Raw genomic sequence first — 16,322 nt, forward strand, 5'->3', positions numbered from 1 at the left:
GACGAGATCGGCATGGGCGACAACATCTGGCTCGGCGACCGCGACGCCGTCCGCACCCCCATGCAGTGGACCCCCGACCGCAACGCCGGCTTCTCCGCCTGCGACCCCGGACGGCTCTACCTGCCGGCCATCATGGACCCCGTCTACGGCTACCAGGTCACCAACGTCGAGGCGTCCATGTCGTCGCCCTCCTCGCTGCTGCACTGGACCCGCCGGATGATCGAGATCCGCAAGCAGAACCCCGCCTTCGGACTGGGCACCTTCACGGAGCTGCCGTCCTCGAACCCGGCGGTCCTCGCCTTCCTGCGCGAGTACGAGGACGACCTCGTCCTGTGCGTGCACAACTTCTCCCGGTTCGCCCAGCCCACCGAACTCGATCTGCGGGTCTACGACGGCCGGCGCCCGGTCGAACTGATCGGTGGGGTCCGGTTCCCGGCCATCGGCGAGCTGCCGTACCTGCTGACCCTGGCCGGACACGGCTTCTACTGGTTCCGGCTCCCCCGAGTCGCCTCCTCCATCGGCCGTCGGCGTTGAGTGTGCGGAGCCGAGGAAAGGACGCGTCACCATGACGAAGACCGCTGCCCTCCCCCGGTCCACGGCGATCACCGGTCTCGACCGGCCGCTCGCCTCGCTCGGCGGGCTGCTGCGCGAGTGGCTGCCCCGGCAGCGCTGGTTCGCGGGCAAGGACCGGCCCGTCACGGATCTGTCCGTACTCTCCCTGACCGAACTCTTCCCCGGCTGCCTGCACCTGCTCGTGCACGCCGACCACTCCCCCGGCGGGGACGGCGCGCCCTCCGGCGACTGCTACCAGCTCCTGCTGGGCGTGCGCGAACAGCGCACACCCCGGCTGGAACGGGCGTACATCGGCCGTGCCGAGGAGGGTCCGCTCGCCGGACTCGCCGTGTACGACGCGCTGCACGACCCGCACGCCGCCGAACTGCTGCTGGAGCGGCTGCGGGTGCCGGGCACGGTCGGCCCGCTCCGGTTCGAGACCGCCCCGCGGACCCGGATACCCGGCGGCCTCACGCCCCGGCTACTGGCCGCCGAGCAGTCCAACTCCTCCCTCGTGTACGGCGATTCCTACATCCTCAAGGTGTTCCGGCGGATCCAGCCCGGGGTCAACCCGGACCTGGAGGTGCCCGGGGCGCTGGCCGCTCAGGGCTGTGCCCGGGTGCCCGCGCCGGTGGCCTGGTTCCGGACCACCGAGCCGAGCCCGGCGACCCTCGGAGTGCTGCAGCCCTTCCTGCCGGACGCCGCCGACGGCTGGACCCTCGCCCTGCGCGCGCTCGCTGCCGGGGAGGACTTCGCCACCGAGGCGCACGAGCTGGGCCGGGCCACCGCGGACGTGCATCTCGCGCTCGCCACCGCCTTCCCGTCCGCCGTCCACGACGAGCACGGCAGGACCGCCCAGGCCATGTCGGTGCGGCTGGAGGAGGCCGCGCACGCGGTGCCGGCCCTGCGGCCGTACGTGCCGGGGCTGCGCGGCGCGTTCGACGCGCTCGCCAGCTGCGACGCGGGACCGCCCGCCCAGCGCATCCACGGCGACCTGCACCTCGGGCAGGTGCTGCGGGCGGACCGCGAGTGGTTCGTCATCGACTTCGAGGGCGAGCCGTCCCGGCCGCTCGCGGAGCGGCGCGGCACCCAGTCGCCGGTGCGGGACGTGGCCGGCATGCTGCGGTCCTTCGACTACGCGGCCCGCCAGCGCCGTCCCTGGCGTCCCGAGTGGGCCCTGCGCTGCCGGGAGGCCTTCTGCGCGGGTTACGCTGCGCGGGCCGGCTGGGATCCGCGGAAGAAGCACGCTTTGCTGCGCGCCCACGAGACGGACCGCGCGGTGTACGAGGTGGTGTACGAAGCCCGGCACCGGCCGGCCTGGCTTCCGGTTCCGATGGCCGCGATCGAGCGGCTCGCCCGCTGGGGAGGCTGACCTCATGGCCCTGCGCGACTCCTTGCTTCCCGAACCCTCGGGACCGTCCCGTCCCACCGCGCCGGCGCTGGACGCCGACGCCCGCGGACGCCTGCTGGCGGGCGCCCACCACGATCCGCACGCGCTGCTCGGCGCCCACCCGGTGGACGGGGGCACCCTGGTCCGCGCGCTGCGCCCGCACGCCCGTGCGGTGAGCGTGATCGTCGACGGGGAACGCATCCCGCTGGCGCCGGAGGGCGACGGCCTCTTCGCCGCCGTGCTCCCGTACGCCGAGCCCCCCGCCTACCGGCTGCTCGTCACGTACGAGGACGGCGACGGCGAGGGGCTGGAGGTGGACGACCCGTACCGCTTCCCGCCCGCGCTCGGCGAGTTCGACCTGCATCTGATCCGCGAGGGACGGCACGAGCAGCTGTGGAAGGCGCTCGGCGCCGAGCCGATGACCCACCAGGGCGTCACCGGCACCCGGTTCACGGTGTGGGCGCCGAACGCCCAGGGCGTGCGGGTCGCCGGGGACTTCACCTGCTGGGACGGCACGCAGTACCCGATGCGCTCGCTGGGCGCGGCCGGGGTGTGGGAGCTGTTCCTGCCGGGCGTGGGCGAGGGCGACCGGTACAAGTTCGAGATCACCTCGCGGTACGGCGGCCGGTTCCTCAAGTCCGATCCGATGGCCCGGCGTACCGAGGTGCCGCCCGCCACCGCGTCGATCGTGGCGGTCTCCCGGCACGAGTGGGGCGACGCCGAATGGATGGCGCACCGGGGCGACACGCCGGTGCACGAGGCGCCGTTCTCGGTCTACGAGGTGCACCTGCCGTCCTGGCGTCCCGGCCTGACCTACCGCGAACTGGCCGAGGAACTGCCCGCCTACGTCGGCGACCTGGGCTTCACGCACGTCGAGTTCATGCCGGTCGCCGAGCATCCCTTCGGCGGCTCCTGGGGCTACCAGGTCACCGGCTTCTACGCGCCGACGGCCCGCCTCGGCACCCCGGACGACTTCAAGTACCTGATCGACGCGCTGCACCGGGCCGGCATCGGCGTGATCATGGACTGGGTGCCGGCCCACTTCCCCAAGGACGACTGGGCGCTGGCCCGCTTCGACGGGGACCCGCTGTACGAGCCCGGGGACGACCGGCGGGCCGAGCATCCGGACTGGGGGACCTACGAGTTCGACCTGGGCCGGGTGGAGGTGCGCAACTTCCTCGTCGCCAACGCGGTGTACTGGTGCGAGGAGTTCCACATCGACGGGCTGCGGGTGGACGCGGTCGCCTCGATGCTCTACCTCGACTACTCGCGGGACTCCGGGCAGTGGACGCCGAACGTGTTCGGCGGGCGCGAGGACCTGGCCGCGGTGGCGTTCCTGCAGGAGATGAACGCGACCGTGTACCGGCGGGCGCCGGGCGTGGTGACGATCGCCGAGGAGTCCACGGCGTGGGACGGCGTGACCCGGCCGACCGACAGCGGCGGTCTCGGTTTCGGCCTGAAGTGGAACATGGGCTGGATGCACGACTCGCTGGAGTACATCCAGCACGAGCCCGTGCACCGCAAGTACCACCACGACGAGATGACCTTCTCGATGGTCTACGCGTACAGCGAGAACTACGTGCTGCCCATCTCCCACGACGAAGTGGTGCACGGGAAGCAGGCCCTGGTGTCCAAGATGCCCGGGGACTGGTGGCAGCAACGCGCCAATCACCGCGCGTATCTGGGCTTCATGTGGGCCCATCCCGGCAAACAACTGCTCTTCATGGGGCAGGAGTTCGCCCAGGGCGGCGAGTGGTCGGAGGCCCGCGGCCCCGACTGGTGGCTGCTGGACCCGGCCTACGGCGCCGAGGCCGACCACCGGGGTGTCCGGGATCTGGTCCGCGATCTCAATTCCGTGTACCGCACACGCCCCGCGCTGTGGCAGCGGGACACCGATCCGGCGGGGTTCCAGTGGGTCGTGGGCGACGCGGCCGAGGACAACGTCTTCGCCTTCCTGAGGTTCGATGCCGAGGCCCGGCCCCTGCTGGCGGTCTCCAACCTCTCCCCCGTGGTCCGTCCCGACTACCGGCTGAACGTGCCCGGCCGGGCCGTCGTGTGGCGCGAGATCCTGAACACCGACAGCGCGCGGTACGGCGGCGGGGACGTCGTCTGCCGCGGGCCGCTGCTGGCCGACGAGGGCGCCGTACGGCTGACGCTGCCGCCGCTCGGCACGGTGTGGCTGGAGCCCGTCGTCCCGTAGGCCGCCGGACGGGCCCGCACGTGTCCGGGCGGCCGGGCCTGGGCAGTTCGGGGTGAAAGACCCCGCCGCGCCCGGTCGCGGCCCGGCCGGAGGGCGGTCCTCGGTGCTGCGTACCGTCGGAGTGGAGGAAGAACTTCTGCTGGTGCACCCGGACAGCGGGGAGCCGATGCCCCAGTCGGCGGCCCTCCTGGACCGGGCCGCGCTGGACGATCCCGGACAGGCCGTGTTCCAGAAGGAACTGTTCGGGCAGATGCTGGAGCTGGCCACCAGTCCGCAGCGGCACATGGCGGACCTCGGCGCGGAGATCGCGCGCTGCCGCAAGGAGGCGGCCCGGCTCGCCGGGGAGATCGGCTGCGCGGTGGCGGCGCTCGCCACCTGCCCGCTGCCGGTCACGCCCGCGCTCAGCGCGCACGAGCGGTACCGCTGGATGGCCGGGCGGTTCGGCAGCGCCACGCTGGACCAGTTCGTGTGCGGCTGCCACGTCCACGTGTCGGTGGAGTCCGACGAGGAGGGTGTCGCGGTCCTGGACCGGCTGCGGCCGTGGCTGCCGGTGCTGCGCGCGCTCAGCGCCAACTCGCCGTTCTGGCAGGGCCGGGACACCGGCTACGCCAGTTTCCGCGGCCGGCTGTGGTCGCGCGGCCCGTCGGCCGGCCCCACCGAGCTGTTCGGTTCGGCGGCGGCCTACCGGCGCCGGGTCGCGGACATGGTGGCCAGCGGGGTCATCCTCGACGCGGGGATGGTGTACTTCGACGCCCGGCTGGCCGTGCACTACCCGACGGTGGAGATCCGGGTGTCCGACGTCTGCCTGCGGGCGGACACCACCGTCCTGGTCGCCACCCTCGCCCGGGCCCTGGTGGAGACGGCCGCCCGTGACTGGCGGGCGGGCCGGCCGCCGCTGGACCACAGCGTGAGCATGCTGCGGCTGGCCTCCTGGCAGGCCGCCCGCTCCGGCCTGGAGCAGGAGCTGCTCGATCCGGTCGCCATGCGGCCCCGGCCGGCCGCCGAGGTGGTGGACGCGCTGCTGTCGTACACGGCGGACGCGCTCGCCGACAGCGGTGACACCAGCGGTGCGGAGGAGGCCGTCGCACAGCTGCTGTCCCGGGGAACCGGAGCCGGTGAGCAGCGCGCGCTGCTGGAGCGCACGGGCAGCCTGCGGGAGGTCGTCGTCGACTGCGTCCGACGCACACAGGGGTGACCTCTTGTCACTGCGGGGAACCGAGTTGACCGTTCCTGACACGGACCGCGTTCCCCTGGGCTAGATTCGACCAGCGTCGACAACAGTACCGATCGGGAGGGTCACCCTCCGTACAATCTGGAGCAGCGCATGCGCGACTACGCCCTCGCTCCGACTACCGCTTCGACCCTGACCGGCGGGCTCGCCGACAGCATCTTCGAGACGGCGGACCGGAACCCCACCCTGCCGGTGCTGGCGCGCCGGCCCGACACCGGCGCCGCGGGCTGGGAGGAGATCACCGCGGTCGAACTGCGCGACGAAGTGGTCGATCTGGCCAAGGGTCTGATCGCGTCGGGTATCTCGCCCGGTCACCGGGTCGCCGTGATGGCGCGGACCCGCTACGAGTGGACGGTGTTCTGCCTGGCGTTGTGGTCGGTGGGCGCCGAGGTGGTGCCGATCCATCCGACCTCCGCCCGGGACCAGGTGGAGTGGATCCTGCGGGACGCCCGCTGCGTGGCCGTGGTGGTCGAGGACGCCCCGGCCGTGATGACCGTCGGTACGGTGTGCCAGGGCCTACCGGGCCTCAAGCACGTCTGGCAGTTGGACGCGGGGGCGGTGCCCGCGCTGGTGCAGCAGGGCGCGCTGGTCCCGCTGACCACGGTGGAGTCGCTGCGGCGGATCGTGATGCCGGACTCCACGGCGGCCGTCACCTACACCTCCGGCACCTCGGGCCGGCCGCTGGGCTGCGCGCTGAGCCACCGTGGCCTGGCGTACCCGTGCGACACCCTGCTGGCGGGCTGGGGGCACACCGCCGCGCCCCCCGGCGAACAGGCCTCCGTCCTCGCGTACCTGCCGTTCTCGCACGTGTACGGCCTGATGGTGATGGTGATCTGTCTGCGCGGCGGGTTCCTGATGGGCCACGAGCCGGAGATGACGGAGAACGCGCTGGCGTCGGCGCTGCGCAGCTTCCGGCCCACCTACCTGTACGCCGTGCCCTCGGTGCTGGAGAAGCTCTACAAGACGTTCCTGCGCACCGCGCACCAGCACGGCCGAGGCGCCCTGTTCGAGCGGGCCGTGGACACCGCGCGGGACTTCGCCTCCGCCCAGGAACGGCAGCGGCTGGGCACCGGCGCCGGGCCGGGTCTGGACCTGCGGCTCCAACACGCCCTGTACGAGCGGACGGTGTACCGCAAGCTGCGGTCCGTGCTCGGCGGACGGGTGCTGCGGGCCACCTCCGGCGGGTCCTCCCTCAGCCGCGAACTCACCCTGTTCTTCGAGGGCATCGGCATTCTCGTGCACGACGGCTACGGGCTGACCGAGTCCAGCGGCGGAATCACCATGCAGCCGCTGGGCCGCGAGAAGTCCGGGACGGTCGGCCAGGCCCTGCCCGGCGTCCAGATCCAGGTCGCCGACGACGGCGAGATCCTGGTGCGCGGACCGTCCGTGTTCCAGGGCTACGTCGGTGACGACTACGCGACGCGTTCCGCGCTGCGCGGCGGCTGGCTGGCCACCGGGGACATCGGACGGCTCGACCCCGAGGGCTATCTGACCATCACCGGCCGCAAGAAGGACGTCATCATCACCAGCAGCGGCAAGAGCGTGGCGCCGGCCCCGCTGGAGCAGCGACTGCGGATGCATCCGCTGGTGCACCAGGCGGTGGTGGTCGGCGACGACCGGCCCTGCGTGGGCGCGCTGATCACCCTGGACCCGGACTTCCTCGCGCACTGGCGCGGTGGACTGTCGCTGCCGGGCGAGTCGCCGGGCCGGGAGGCGCGCGAGGAGAACGCCCTGCGGGAGGAGATCGCGCGGGCCCTGGCGTCCGTCAACAGCACGGTCTCCCGTTCCGAGTCGATCCGGGTATACCGGGTGCTCCAGGAGCCGTTCGCCCCCGGCAACGGCATGCTCACGCCGTCGATGAAGCTGCGCCGGGACGCGATAGCGCGTCACTACGCGGCCGAGATCGACGCCATGTACCAGGCCCGCTCGCGGGCCGCGCAGCGGCCCGGCGCGGCCGAGCCGGCGGACTGGGACGACGCGGACGACGTGTTCCGCTGAACCCCGTACGCGTAGCCGGGGCGGCAGGGGGAACTCGCCGCGAGGGGAGTTCCGACACAGATGACGGCCCTGATCCCCGAGGGCCGGGAGAGACGACATGGCGACCGGGCCACGGCGCGACCCCAGATCCTCCCCGGAGGAGACCCTCGAACGGACGGTCTCCTTCCCCGGGGAGCTGCGCAACGTCACCGGTGCCCGGCTGGCGGCGGACGGCTACCTGGCCGACCTGTGCCGTACCTCGCCGCCGACCGCGCCGGAATGCTGGGACGACATCCTGCTGGTGGTGACGGAGCTGGCCGCGAACGTGGTCCAGTACGCGCCGGGACCCTTCGAACTGCGGATGCGGCGCACGTACGACGGGGTCCACTTCACCATGCACGACACCAGTCAGGTGCAGCCCGAGCCGCGGCCCTTCCATCCGCGGCACGGCGGCGGCGGTGTCGGCTGGCACCTGCTGCACACCCTGTGCGACCAGGTCAGCGTGGTCGTCACCGACACCGGCAAGGACATCCACGTCTTCCTGCCCTGGTGAGCCGTAACGCGGTCACGCGGGGCGGCGGGCGACCACCCCGAACATCGTGACGGACATGTGCAGCGCACCGTGCTCGGCGGCCTCGGCGAGGTCGGCGTACAGGGTGTCGCGCTGCTGCTCGGTGAGGGCTCCGGTGCGCACGGCGGACTCGCCGAGCATCCGGATCAGCGGCCAGGCGACCGTGCGGTGGTCCTGCAGCAGCGCCTGCGAGCCGCGGTCCTCCACCACGAACCCGGCCGCGCTGAGCTGGCCGACCAGACGGCGCCCGGAGTAGGGGTTGGCGCCCTGCAGGGCGGCGGCGGTCAGGGCGTGCACGACCGCCGGATCGCCGGGGTGCAGCACCGTGGTCCCCCAGTCGGTGTCCAGCAGCGCCACCCGGCCGCCCGGCCGCAGGACCCGGGCCATCTCGGCGACGGCCCGGTCGGGATCGGTCAGGTGCTGGAGGACCCGCTCGCACCACACCAGGTCCATCGAGGCGTCGGGCACCGGCAGAGCGGCCGCCTCGCCGTGCACGAACCGGACCCGGCTGCCCGGTGAGCGCTCCTCGGCGACCGCCCGCAGGCTCGGGTTCGGCTCGACGCCGATCGCGACGCCTTCCGGGCCGAGCGCGGCGGCCAGGGTCCGGGTCTGCGAGCCGGTGCCGGAACCGACGTCGAGCAGGCGCTCACCGAGCCGTACCGCGAGCGCCTCCTCGGCCCAGGCGCGCAGCCGCCGTACGCCCGGGTTGGCGTCCTGGGAGTCCAGGGCGCCGACCAGCGGGGCCACGCGGTCGGGGTCGATGTGCCGCTGCTGGAAGCCCGTTCCGGGCTGGGTCTGCGCCATGGCGGGCACTCTACTGGCGTGAATGATCGCCGCGGGCGGCCTTGTGCCGGACACGAGTACGGCGCATATCCGTGCGACAGCCGGTTACTCCTCTCGATCGAGGGGCATGCTGGAGCCCATGCGTTCGTCTGCCTGCGCCGCCCGGCTGGCGGAACGGCGCCGGGCACGGTGGGATCGAACTGGTGCGAGGCGAGCGTTCCAGGGCGTGCGCACGGCGTGACCCGGGCCCCTGGAGCAACGGAAAGGGATGGACACCGTGACACGACCCAGGATCCTGGTGGTGGGAGCAGGCTTCGCCGGAGTGGGCTGCGTCCGCCGCCTGGAACGCAAACTCGCCCCGGACGAGGCCGACGTCACCCTGGTGTCGCCGACCTCCTACGAGCTGTATCTGCCCCTGCTGCCACAGGTCGCCTCGGGCGTGCTGACACCCCAGTCGATCGCCGTCTCGCTGCGCCGCAGCAAGAAGTACCGCACCCGGATCCTCCCGGGCGGCGCCATCGGCGTGGACCTCAAGTCCAAGGTGTGCGTGGTGCGCACCATCACCGACCGGGTGGTGAACGAGCGGTACGACTACATCGTGCTGGCCCCCGGCAGCGTCACCCGGACCTTCGACATCCCGGGTCTGACCGAGCACGCCTTCGGCATGAAGACCCTGGCCGAGGCCGCCTACGTCCGTGACCACGTCATCTCCCAGCTCGACCTGGCCGACGCCAGCGACGACCCCGCCGAGCGGGCCGCGCGGCTCCAGTTCGTGGTGGTGGGCGGCGGTTACGCGGGCACCGAGACCGCGGCCTGCCTGCAGCGGCTCACGCACGCCGCGCTGCACCGCTACCCGAACCTCGACCCGAAGCTGATCAAGTGGCATCTGATCGACATCGCACCGAAGCTGATGCCGGAGCTGGGCGACAAGCTCGGCCGCAGCGCCCAGGAGATCCTGAGCCGCCGGGGCGTCGACATCTCCCTCGGGGTGTCCATCGCGAAGGCGGGCGCCGAGGAGGTCACCTTCACCGACGGCCGGGTGGTGCCCACCCACACGCTGATCTGGACGGCCGGCGTGGTGGCCAGCCCGCTGATCGCCACCCTGGGCGCCGAGACGGTCCGGGGCCGGCTGGCGGTCGACGCCGAGATGACCCTGCCCGGCCAGGACGGGGTGTTCGCGCTCGGCGACGCGGCCGCCGTCCCGGACAAGGCCAAGCACGAGCCGGGCGCGGTCTGCCCGCCCACCGCGCAGCACGCCATGCGGCAGGGCAAGGTGGTCGCCGACAACGTCATCGCGACCCTGCGCAACAAGCCGCTCCAGCCGTACGTGCACAAGGACCTGGGGCTCGTGGTGGACCTCGGGGGCAAGGACGCCGTCTCCAAGCCGCTGGGCATCGAACTGCGCGGCCTGCCCGCCCAGGTGGTGGCCCGCGGCTACCACTGGTCGGCGCTGCGCACCAACGTGGCCAAGACGCGGGTGGCGACCAACTGGCTGCTGAACGCGCTGGCCGGCGACGACTTCGTGCGCACCGGCTTCCAGTCCCGCACCCCGGCCCGGCTCAAGGACTTCGAGTACACCAACAGCTATCTCACCCCGGAGGAGGTCAGGGCCCGTGTCGAGGGCCACGGCGACGCCACGGTCTGACGCGGGGAGCGGCCCGGTGAGCACGACGGGGCGCTCGGTGCGGGCGGAGGTCCGGGGGCGGCTCGCGGCGGCCGACCCCGGGCTGCTCCGGTTCACCGCCGCTCTGCGCACGGTCCTCGCCATCGCGGTCACGCTCGCCGTCCTGACGGCCTTGCGGTTCGACGTGTCGCATCTGGTGGCGGGCGCCATCGCGGCGATGGTCGCCACCTTCGCGATCCGGGAGAAGGGACGGCCCCAGCAGGCCGTCACGCTCGCCCTGGGCCTGCCGGTGGCGCTGGTCTCGATGTCCCTGGGCGCGCTGCTCAACCAGCGGGTGGTGATCGGCGACCTGTTCTTCGTCGCGCTCATCTACTGCGCCGTCTACAGCCGCCGGTTCGGCGACCGGGGCACGGCGCTGGGGCTGATCGGTTTCCAGATCTACTTCGCCTCGCTGTTCGTGCACGCGACCGGGCCCGCGCTGCCCGGTCTGTACGTGGTGATCGCGGTCGCCTTCGGCAGCGCGGCGCTGGCCCGTTTCGCGCTCGTGCCGCAGACACCGGCGGGCATCCTGGACCGGCTGCGGCGGGCCTTCCGCGGCCGGTTCGCCCAGCTGGTCGCGGCGCAGGCGGAGTTGCTGGACGCCGGGCCCGACGAGCTGGACAGGACGGTGGAGGAGGTCCGGGTCAGGACCGCCCGGCTGCACGAGACGGCCCTGCTGATCCAGGGCCGGCTGACGGACGGCACCGACGACGAGGCGGTGGCCCGGCTGCTGCAGCGCCGGATCGCGGACGCCGAGATCGCCGCCGAACGGCTCGGGTTGATGCTGCTCACCGCGCGCAGCGCCCGGCGGGCGGACACCCTCACCCTGCACCTGCCCGGTGTCCACCTGGCCTCCCCGCCCCCGCTGCCCGCGCGGGACGAGGCGCTGGACCGGCTGCGCCTGGATCTGGAGGCGCTGCGGCTGCTGGTGCTGCGGCCGGTCGGCCCGCGGCCGGGGGCCGCGCTGTCCGTGCTGCGCAACCGGCTGCTCGGCTACCGCGAGGAGGAGAACCTGCCGCCCGCCGATCCGGCCGTGCAGGACGTCTTCCGGGGTGTCGGCGAGGCCGCGCGGGCGGTCCTCGGGCTGCGGATCGCGCTCGACGGACCGCAGGACGAGTCCGACGACACCCCGGCCACGTCCCGGTCGCGCGAGGAACTGGACGCCGAGGACGCGGCCATCGAGGTGGCCGAGGAGGAGGAGACCGGGACCGAGGAGCCCACCGGGCTGCGCCGGCCCACCACGCGGGCGGCGGTGCAGGTGGCGGTCGGGTCGTCGCTGGCCATCGTGGGGGGCGAGTTCCTGTCCGCGCAGCGCTGGTACTGGGCGGTGCTGACCTGCTGGATCGTGTTCCTCAACACCGCGTCCACCGGCGAGATCCTGGTGAAGGGCTACCGGCGTCTGCTGGGCACGGTCCTCGGCGTGGTGGCGGGCATCGGGCTGGCGGGACTGGTCGGGCACCACACCTGGACGGCGTTCGGGCTGGTCCTGCTGTTCGTCTTCGCGATGTTCTACTCGGCGCCGCTGTCGTACACCCTCATGTCGTTCTTCGTGACGGCGATGCTGGGCCTGCTGTACACGCTGCTCAACACCTACAGCCTGGACGTCCTGGTGCTGCGGATCGGGGAGACGGCGCTGGGCGCGGTGTGCGGGGTGATCGCGGCGGCCGTGGTGCTGCCGGTGCACACCGACCGCCGTACCGACGAGCTGCTGGTGACCACGCTGGACCGGCTAGCCGACGTGACCCGGGCGGCCACCGACCAGTTGAGCGGTGCGCCGCCGGCCGACCTGGTGGAGAAGGCCCGCGACCTCGACCAGGCACTGGCCGACCTGCGGGCGGCGGTGCAGCCGCTGACGCACCCGATCACGCCGCTGCGGTCCCGCCGGGACACCGCGCGGTACCTGGTGGCGCTTCTGGAGACGTGCGCCTACCACGCGCGGTCCCTGGCGGCGACGGCCGAGCTGCTGCCGACCCACCCGGCGATCGCGGCGGATCCCCGGCTGCGCGGGGCCGGGCGGCGGATCGTGCACAACATCGAGGCGATCGCCGCCCAGGTCGACGGCGGGCGGCCCGGCGCCGAGATCGAGACGGGCCCGAGCATCGCGGCGATGCTGGAGCCGGGTACGCTGCGCGCGCCGCGCTACGGCCGGGTGACCGATCGGGTGCTGCGGCACCTGCAGCGCCTCGACGAGGCGGTGGCGGGGCTGGCCCGGCCCCTGAAGGTGCCGGTCCGGACGCCCGCCGCCTGACGGTGAGCGGTCACCGCCGGCCGAGGGCCTCGGCGCGGACGCGGGCGCAGCTGCGCGTGATGAGGCGGGAGACGTGCATCTGGGAGAGGCCGAGGCTCTCCGCGATGCGGCTCTGCGTCATGTCCTCGAAGAAGCGCATGTAGAGGATGGCGCGCTCTCGTTCGGGAAGCCGGCGCAGGCCTTCCTTGACGGCTTCCCGGTCCACGACGGTGTCGAAGGAGCCGTCGGAGTCCCCGAGGGTGTCGGCGAGGCTGTATCCGTCGTCGCCTGCGGAGAGTTCGGCGTCCAGGGAGAGGGTGCTGAAGCTCTCCAAGGCCTCCAGCCCGGCGCTGACCTCGTCCTCGGTCAGGCCGGTGTGGGCGGCGAGGTCGGCGACGGAGGGTTCGGGGCTGCCGGGGGTCTCGGTCAGTTCACGGCGGGCGACCCGGACCCGGTTGCGGTACTCCTGCACCCGGCGCGGGACCCGCAGCGCCCACATGCGGTCGCGGAAGTGCCGCTTGACCTCGCCGGTGATGGTGGGCACCGCGTAGCTCTCGAAGGCGCCGCGCGAGGGGTCGAAACGGTCGACGGCCTTGACCAGGCCGAGCGCGGCGACCTGGCGCAGGTCCTCGATGTTCTCGCCGCGGTCGCGGAAGCGTCCCGCGATGCGGTGCGCCATCGGCAGCCAGGCGGCCACCAGGTCGTCGCGCAGCGCCTCCCGCTCGGGGCCGTCGCCGAGTTCGGCGAGCCGGGCGAACAGGGCGGCGGTGTCGGGGGCGTCGTGGTGGGAGCGGCGGGAGGGGGTGTGCGTGCTGCGGCCGGGTGTGGCGGGGTGGCTGTTCGACAAGTCGGTGAGCATGCGGAAACGCTCCTGAGCTGGGTTCCAGGGCATCGCCGGAACGAGGTTCCGGGACTCGACCCGAACTGCTGTGTCAGAGTCGCCGCGGGAACTCCGCCCGGACCGCGTCGCGGGCCGGGGGCGGTCGATCCGCTCCCACTGGCGCGCGCCTCCGGTCCGAAGCACGACGGTCCGCCTGCCCCTGGTCTCCCCGCGCAAACACCACGGGGAGAAATCCGGCCCGCCGGATCAACCCAGCGACACGACCGCCGTGATGCGCTTGCCGCCGCGGGGCAGTCCGGCGACCTCGACGTCCCGGGCCAGCCGGCAGACGATGGGCCAGCCCCGGCCGCCGGGCCGGTCGTCGTCGGGTTCGCCGGCAGTCCGCTCGGTCACCGGCAGCGCGTCACTGCGGTCGCTGACCGACACGCGCAGCGCGCATCCCTCGACGTCCACGTCGAAGCCGGTGATCCCGCCGCCGTGCACGATCGCGTTGGTGGTCAGCTCCGAGGTGACGAGCAGGGCGTCGTCCATGGCCGTGGCGGCGCACGGCGGGGCCTGCCGGGCGAGCGCGCCGCGGACCGCTCTGCGGGCGTCGGAGGGCCGCAGTGACGGCCGGTGGGGGTCGGTGGACATCACCACTGATTCGGTCCGGAACTTCTCGCGCATCCCTTCGCTCCCTGCGTGGTGGACCGGTTGGACGGAGGGGGCCCGTCCGCACGGGTCTCCCTTTTCTTCGGCTCACCCGTCGACGCGGTGGCAAACACATTCGCGGCCCTCGAAGGCTTCCCCGAGTGAAACAGGTCACGTAGCCTGTTCGTGGGTACCCGAGATCGCCCCCGATGGTTTAGCGTTCATCCATCAGTGGTCGAGGAGTCGACGTCAGGTCCTCCCGAGCCACCGCTTGACGGCCCTGGCTGGCCTCCCCCGTCCAGCCAGGGCTTTTTAACGCCCGGGCGGTGCCCTGAGGCGATTCTCATGCCCCCCGAGGTGCCCGGCACGGCGGCAGCGGCTGAAATGGGCGTAGGGAATGCCCCCGTACCCTCGCCGGCGAGGAGCCCCGTGCCATGACCAAAGCCATCAAACTGCTGACCGCCCTGCCGCAGGCACAGCGCGAGCGCCTCATGGAACTGGCCGAGGAGGTCTCCTTCGCCGAGGACACCCGCATCTTCGAGGCGGGCGGCACCGCGGACCGCTTCTGGGTGATCCGCTCGGGGGCGGTCAACCTGGACCAGGAGGTGACGTCCCGCAAGCGGGTCACCGTCGCCACCCTGGGCGCCGGCGACCTGCTCGGCTGGTCATGGCTGTTCCCGCCGTACGCCTGGGACTTCGGAGCGATGGCCTTCAGCCAGGTGCGGGCCTACGAGTACGACGCCGCGGCCGTGCTCGCGCTGTGCGTGGAGGATCCGCTGCTGGGGCTCTCGCTGGTGCGGACCGTCGCCGAGATCCTCGCCAGCCGCCTGGAGGTCACCCGCGGCAAGCTGCTGGACGCGTACGTGGGACGCCGGCCCGCTTAGGGCGCACCACGCCCCGGGGCGTCAGACGCGGTAGCGGCGCAGGGCCGGCACCGCGGCGGCCAGGAGCAGCATCACCGCCACGACCAGCAGTCCGCCGCCCGTGACGGCGGCACGCGGCCCGAACACGGACCCCATGGTGCCGTGCAGGACGTCGGCGAGGCGCGGGCCGCCCGCGACCACCACCGTGAACACGCCCTGCATCCGGCCGCGCATCTCGTCGGTCGCGGCGGACAGCAGGATCGCGCCCCGGAAGACCATCGAGACCATGTCGGCGACCCCGGCGGCGGCCAGGAAGGCGACCGCCACCCAGAGGTTGCGGCTCAGCCCGAACCCGGCGACCGCCGCTCCCCAGCCGACCACCGCGCCGATCACCATCCAGCCGTGCCTGCGGGCTCGCGAGAACGTGCCGGAGAAGAGCCCGCCGAGCACCGCGCCGACCGGGATCGCCGCGAACAGCAGGCCGAGCGCCAGCCCTTCGCCCCAGGAGCCGTAGGTCTCGGCGGCCAGTTGCGGGAACAGGGCGCGGGGCATGCCGAAGACCATGGCGATGATGTCGGCCACGAAGGAGAGCAGCAGCACCTTGTGCATCGAGATGTACCGGAACCCGGCCACGATCTCCCGGACGCCGGCCCTCCGGGCCGCCGCACGGGCCAGCGGCGGCAGGGCGGGCAGCCGGTAGACCGCCCACACCGTCACGCACAGCGCCAGCGCGTCGATCAGGTACAGCTCGGGCAGGCCGATGACCGGGATCAGGGCGCCGGCCAGCAGCGGCCCGATCACCTGCCCGGTCTGCATGACGGTCGAGCCGAGGGCGTTGGCCGCGGGCAGCTGTCCCTCGGGGACCAGGCGCGCTATGGACGCCGTGCGGGCGGGCGCGTTCAGCCCCCAGAACGCCTGCTGCAGGGCCAGCAGGACCATCAGCGCGGCCACCGATTCCAGGCCGGTGACGGCCTGGAGCCAGAACAGCAGCGAGGTGACGGCGATGCCGCAGTTGGTGATCAGCAGCAGCTTGCGGCGGTCCATCGCGTCGGCGACCGCGCCGCCCCACAGGGCGAAGACGACGAGCGGCAGCAGTCCGGCGAGGCTCGCGGCACCGACCCAGGCCGAGGACCCGGTGATGTCGTAGATCTGCTTGGGCACGGCCACCGCGGTGAGCTGGCTGCCGACCGAGGTGACGATCGTCGAGGTCCACAGCCGGCGGTAGGCCGGAATGGCCAGTGGGCGGGTGTCCATCGCCCAGCGCCGCCAGCCCCGCCGCGGCGGAGGCGGGGACGCCGCGGCATCCTCGGGGGGCTGTATGCCGGACTGGGTGCCGCTCTCGCTGGTGTCCACGGAGTTCCTGGTGTCCTGGTCCTCTTGGTGCTCACTACATC

13 protein-coding genes are annotated in these 16,322 nt (G+C 72.9%); 9 read left to right on the plus strand and 4 right to left on the minus strand.

Annotated elements, in window-relative coordinates:
* The 6 genes from ACIRQ9_RS25850 to ACIRQ9_RS25875 all read left to right on the plus strand — a co-directional run.
* Nucleotides 1–534: alpha-glucosidase C-terminal domain-containing protein (locus ACIRQ9_RS25850; protein WP_404177981.1), on the plus strand; the 534-nt coding region annotated here is incomplete at its 5' end.
* 31 nt (nt 535–565) lie between these two features.
* Nucleotides 566–1,924, plus strand: coding sequence for a maltokinase (locus ACIRQ9_RS25855; protein WP_404177984.1), 1,359 nt, complete (start codon nt 566–568; stop codon nt 1,922–1,924).
* Nucleotides 1,925–1,928: 4 nt separating this feature from the next.
* On the plus strand, nt 1,929–4,142 hold the full coding sequence (glgB, locus tag ACIRQ9_RS25860) for a 1,4-alpha-glucan branching enzyme (protein ID WP_404177987.1): 2,214 nt from the start codon (nt 1,929–1,931) through the stop codon (nt 4,140–4,142).
* Between the two features lie 106 nt (nt 4,143–4,248).
* Nucleotides 4,249–5,337, plus strand: coding sequence for a glutamate--cysteine ligase (locus ACIRQ9_RS25865; RefSeq protein WP_404178446.1), 1,089 nt, complete (start codon nt 4,249–4,251; stop codon nt 5,335–5,337).
* Between the two features lie 129 nt (nt 5,338–5,466).
* Nucleotides 5,467–7,371 (plus strand): AMP-dependent synthetase/ligase, encoded by a 1,905-nt coding sequence (locus ACIRQ9_RS25870; RefSeq protein WP_404177990.1) that lies wholly within the window; start codon nt 5,467–5,469, stop codon nt 7,369–7,371.
* Between the two features lie 97 nt (nt 7,372–7,468).
* Entirely contained in the window at nt 7,469–7,903 is a 435-nt protein-coding gene (locus tag ACIRQ9_RS25875; RefSeq protein ID WP_351324333.1) for an ATP-binding protein, read from the plus strand.
* A 12-nt stretch (nt 7,904–7,915) separates the two neighbouring features.
* On the opposite strand, the gene ACIRQ9_RS25880 is transcribed toward ACIRQ9_RS25875, so the two are convergent.
* Nucleotides 7,916–8,725, minus strand: coding sequence for a methyltransferase domain-containing protein (locus ACIRQ9_RS25880; protein WP_404177993.1), 810 nt, complete (start codon nt 8,723–8,725; stop codon nt 7,916–7,918).
* A 247-nt stretch (nt 8,726–8,972) separates the two neighbouring features.
* Between ACIRQ9_RS25880 and ACIRQ9_RS25885 the strand changes: the two genes are divergently transcribed.
* Together ACIRQ9_RS25885 and ACIRQ9_RS25890 are read left to right on the plus strand one after the other, a co-directional pair.
* The gene (locus ACIRQ9_RS25885) at nt 8,973–10,349 is read left to right on the plus strand and encodes an NAD(P)/FAD-dependent oxidoreductase (protein ID WP_404177996.1); all 1,377 of its coding nucleotides are present in this window, start codon (nt 8,973–8,975) and stop codon (nt 10,347–10,349) included.
* A 16-nt stretch (nt 10,350–10,365) separates the two neighbouring features.
* Nucleotides 10,366–12,615 (plus strand): FUSC family protein, encoded by a 2,250-nt coding sequence (locus ACIRQ9_RS25890; RefSeq protein WP_404177999.1) that lies wholly within the window; start codon nt 10,366–10,368, stop codon nt 12,613–12,615.
* A gap of 10 nt (nt 12,616–12,625) precedes the next feature.
* Here the strand turns inward: ACIRQ9_RS25890 and ACIRQ9_RS25895 are convergent, their stop codons facing one another.
* Nucleotides 12,626–13,453, minus strand: a complete 828-nt coding sequence (locus ACIRQ9_RS25895; protein WP_404178002.1) for a SigB/SigF/SigG family RNA polymerase sigma factor — start codon at nt 13,451–13,453, stop codon at nt 12,626–12,628.
* 228 nt (nt 13,454–13,681) lie between these two features.
* Nucleotides 13,682–14,101, minus strand: a complete 420-nt coding sequence (locus tag ACIRQ9_RS25900; protein ID WP_404178005.1) for an ATP-binding protein — start codon at nt 14,099–14,101, stop codon at nt 13,682–13,684.
* A gap of 398 nt (nt 14,102–14,499) precedes the next feature.
* Between ACIRQ9_RS25900 and ACIRQ9_RS25905 the strand changes: the two genes are divergently transcribed.
* Nucleotides 14,500–14,949, plus strand: a complete 450-nt coding sequence (locus ACIRQ9_RS25905; RefSeq protein WP_351324322.1) for a cyclic nucleotide-binding domain-containing protein — start codon at nt 14,500–14,502, stop codon at nt 14,947–14,949.
* A gap of 21 nt (nt 14,950–14,970) precedes the next feature.
* Here the strand turns inward: ACIRQ9_RS25905 and ACIRQ9_RS25910 are convergent, their stop codons facing one another.
* Nucleotides 14,971–16,281 (minus strand): MFS transporter, encoded by a 1,311-nt coding sequence (locus ACIRQ9_RS25910; RefSeq protein WP_404178008.1) that lies wholly within the window; start codon nt 16,279–16,281, stop codon nt 14,971–14,973.
* Nucleotides 16,282–16,322 lie beyond the last annotated feature (41 nt).

Source organism: Streptomyces sp. NPDC101237 (assembly GCF_044767465.1).
Taxonomy (GTDB): Bacteria; Actinomycetota; Actinomycetes; order Streptomycetales; family Streptomycetaceae; genus Streptomyces; species Streptomyces gramineus.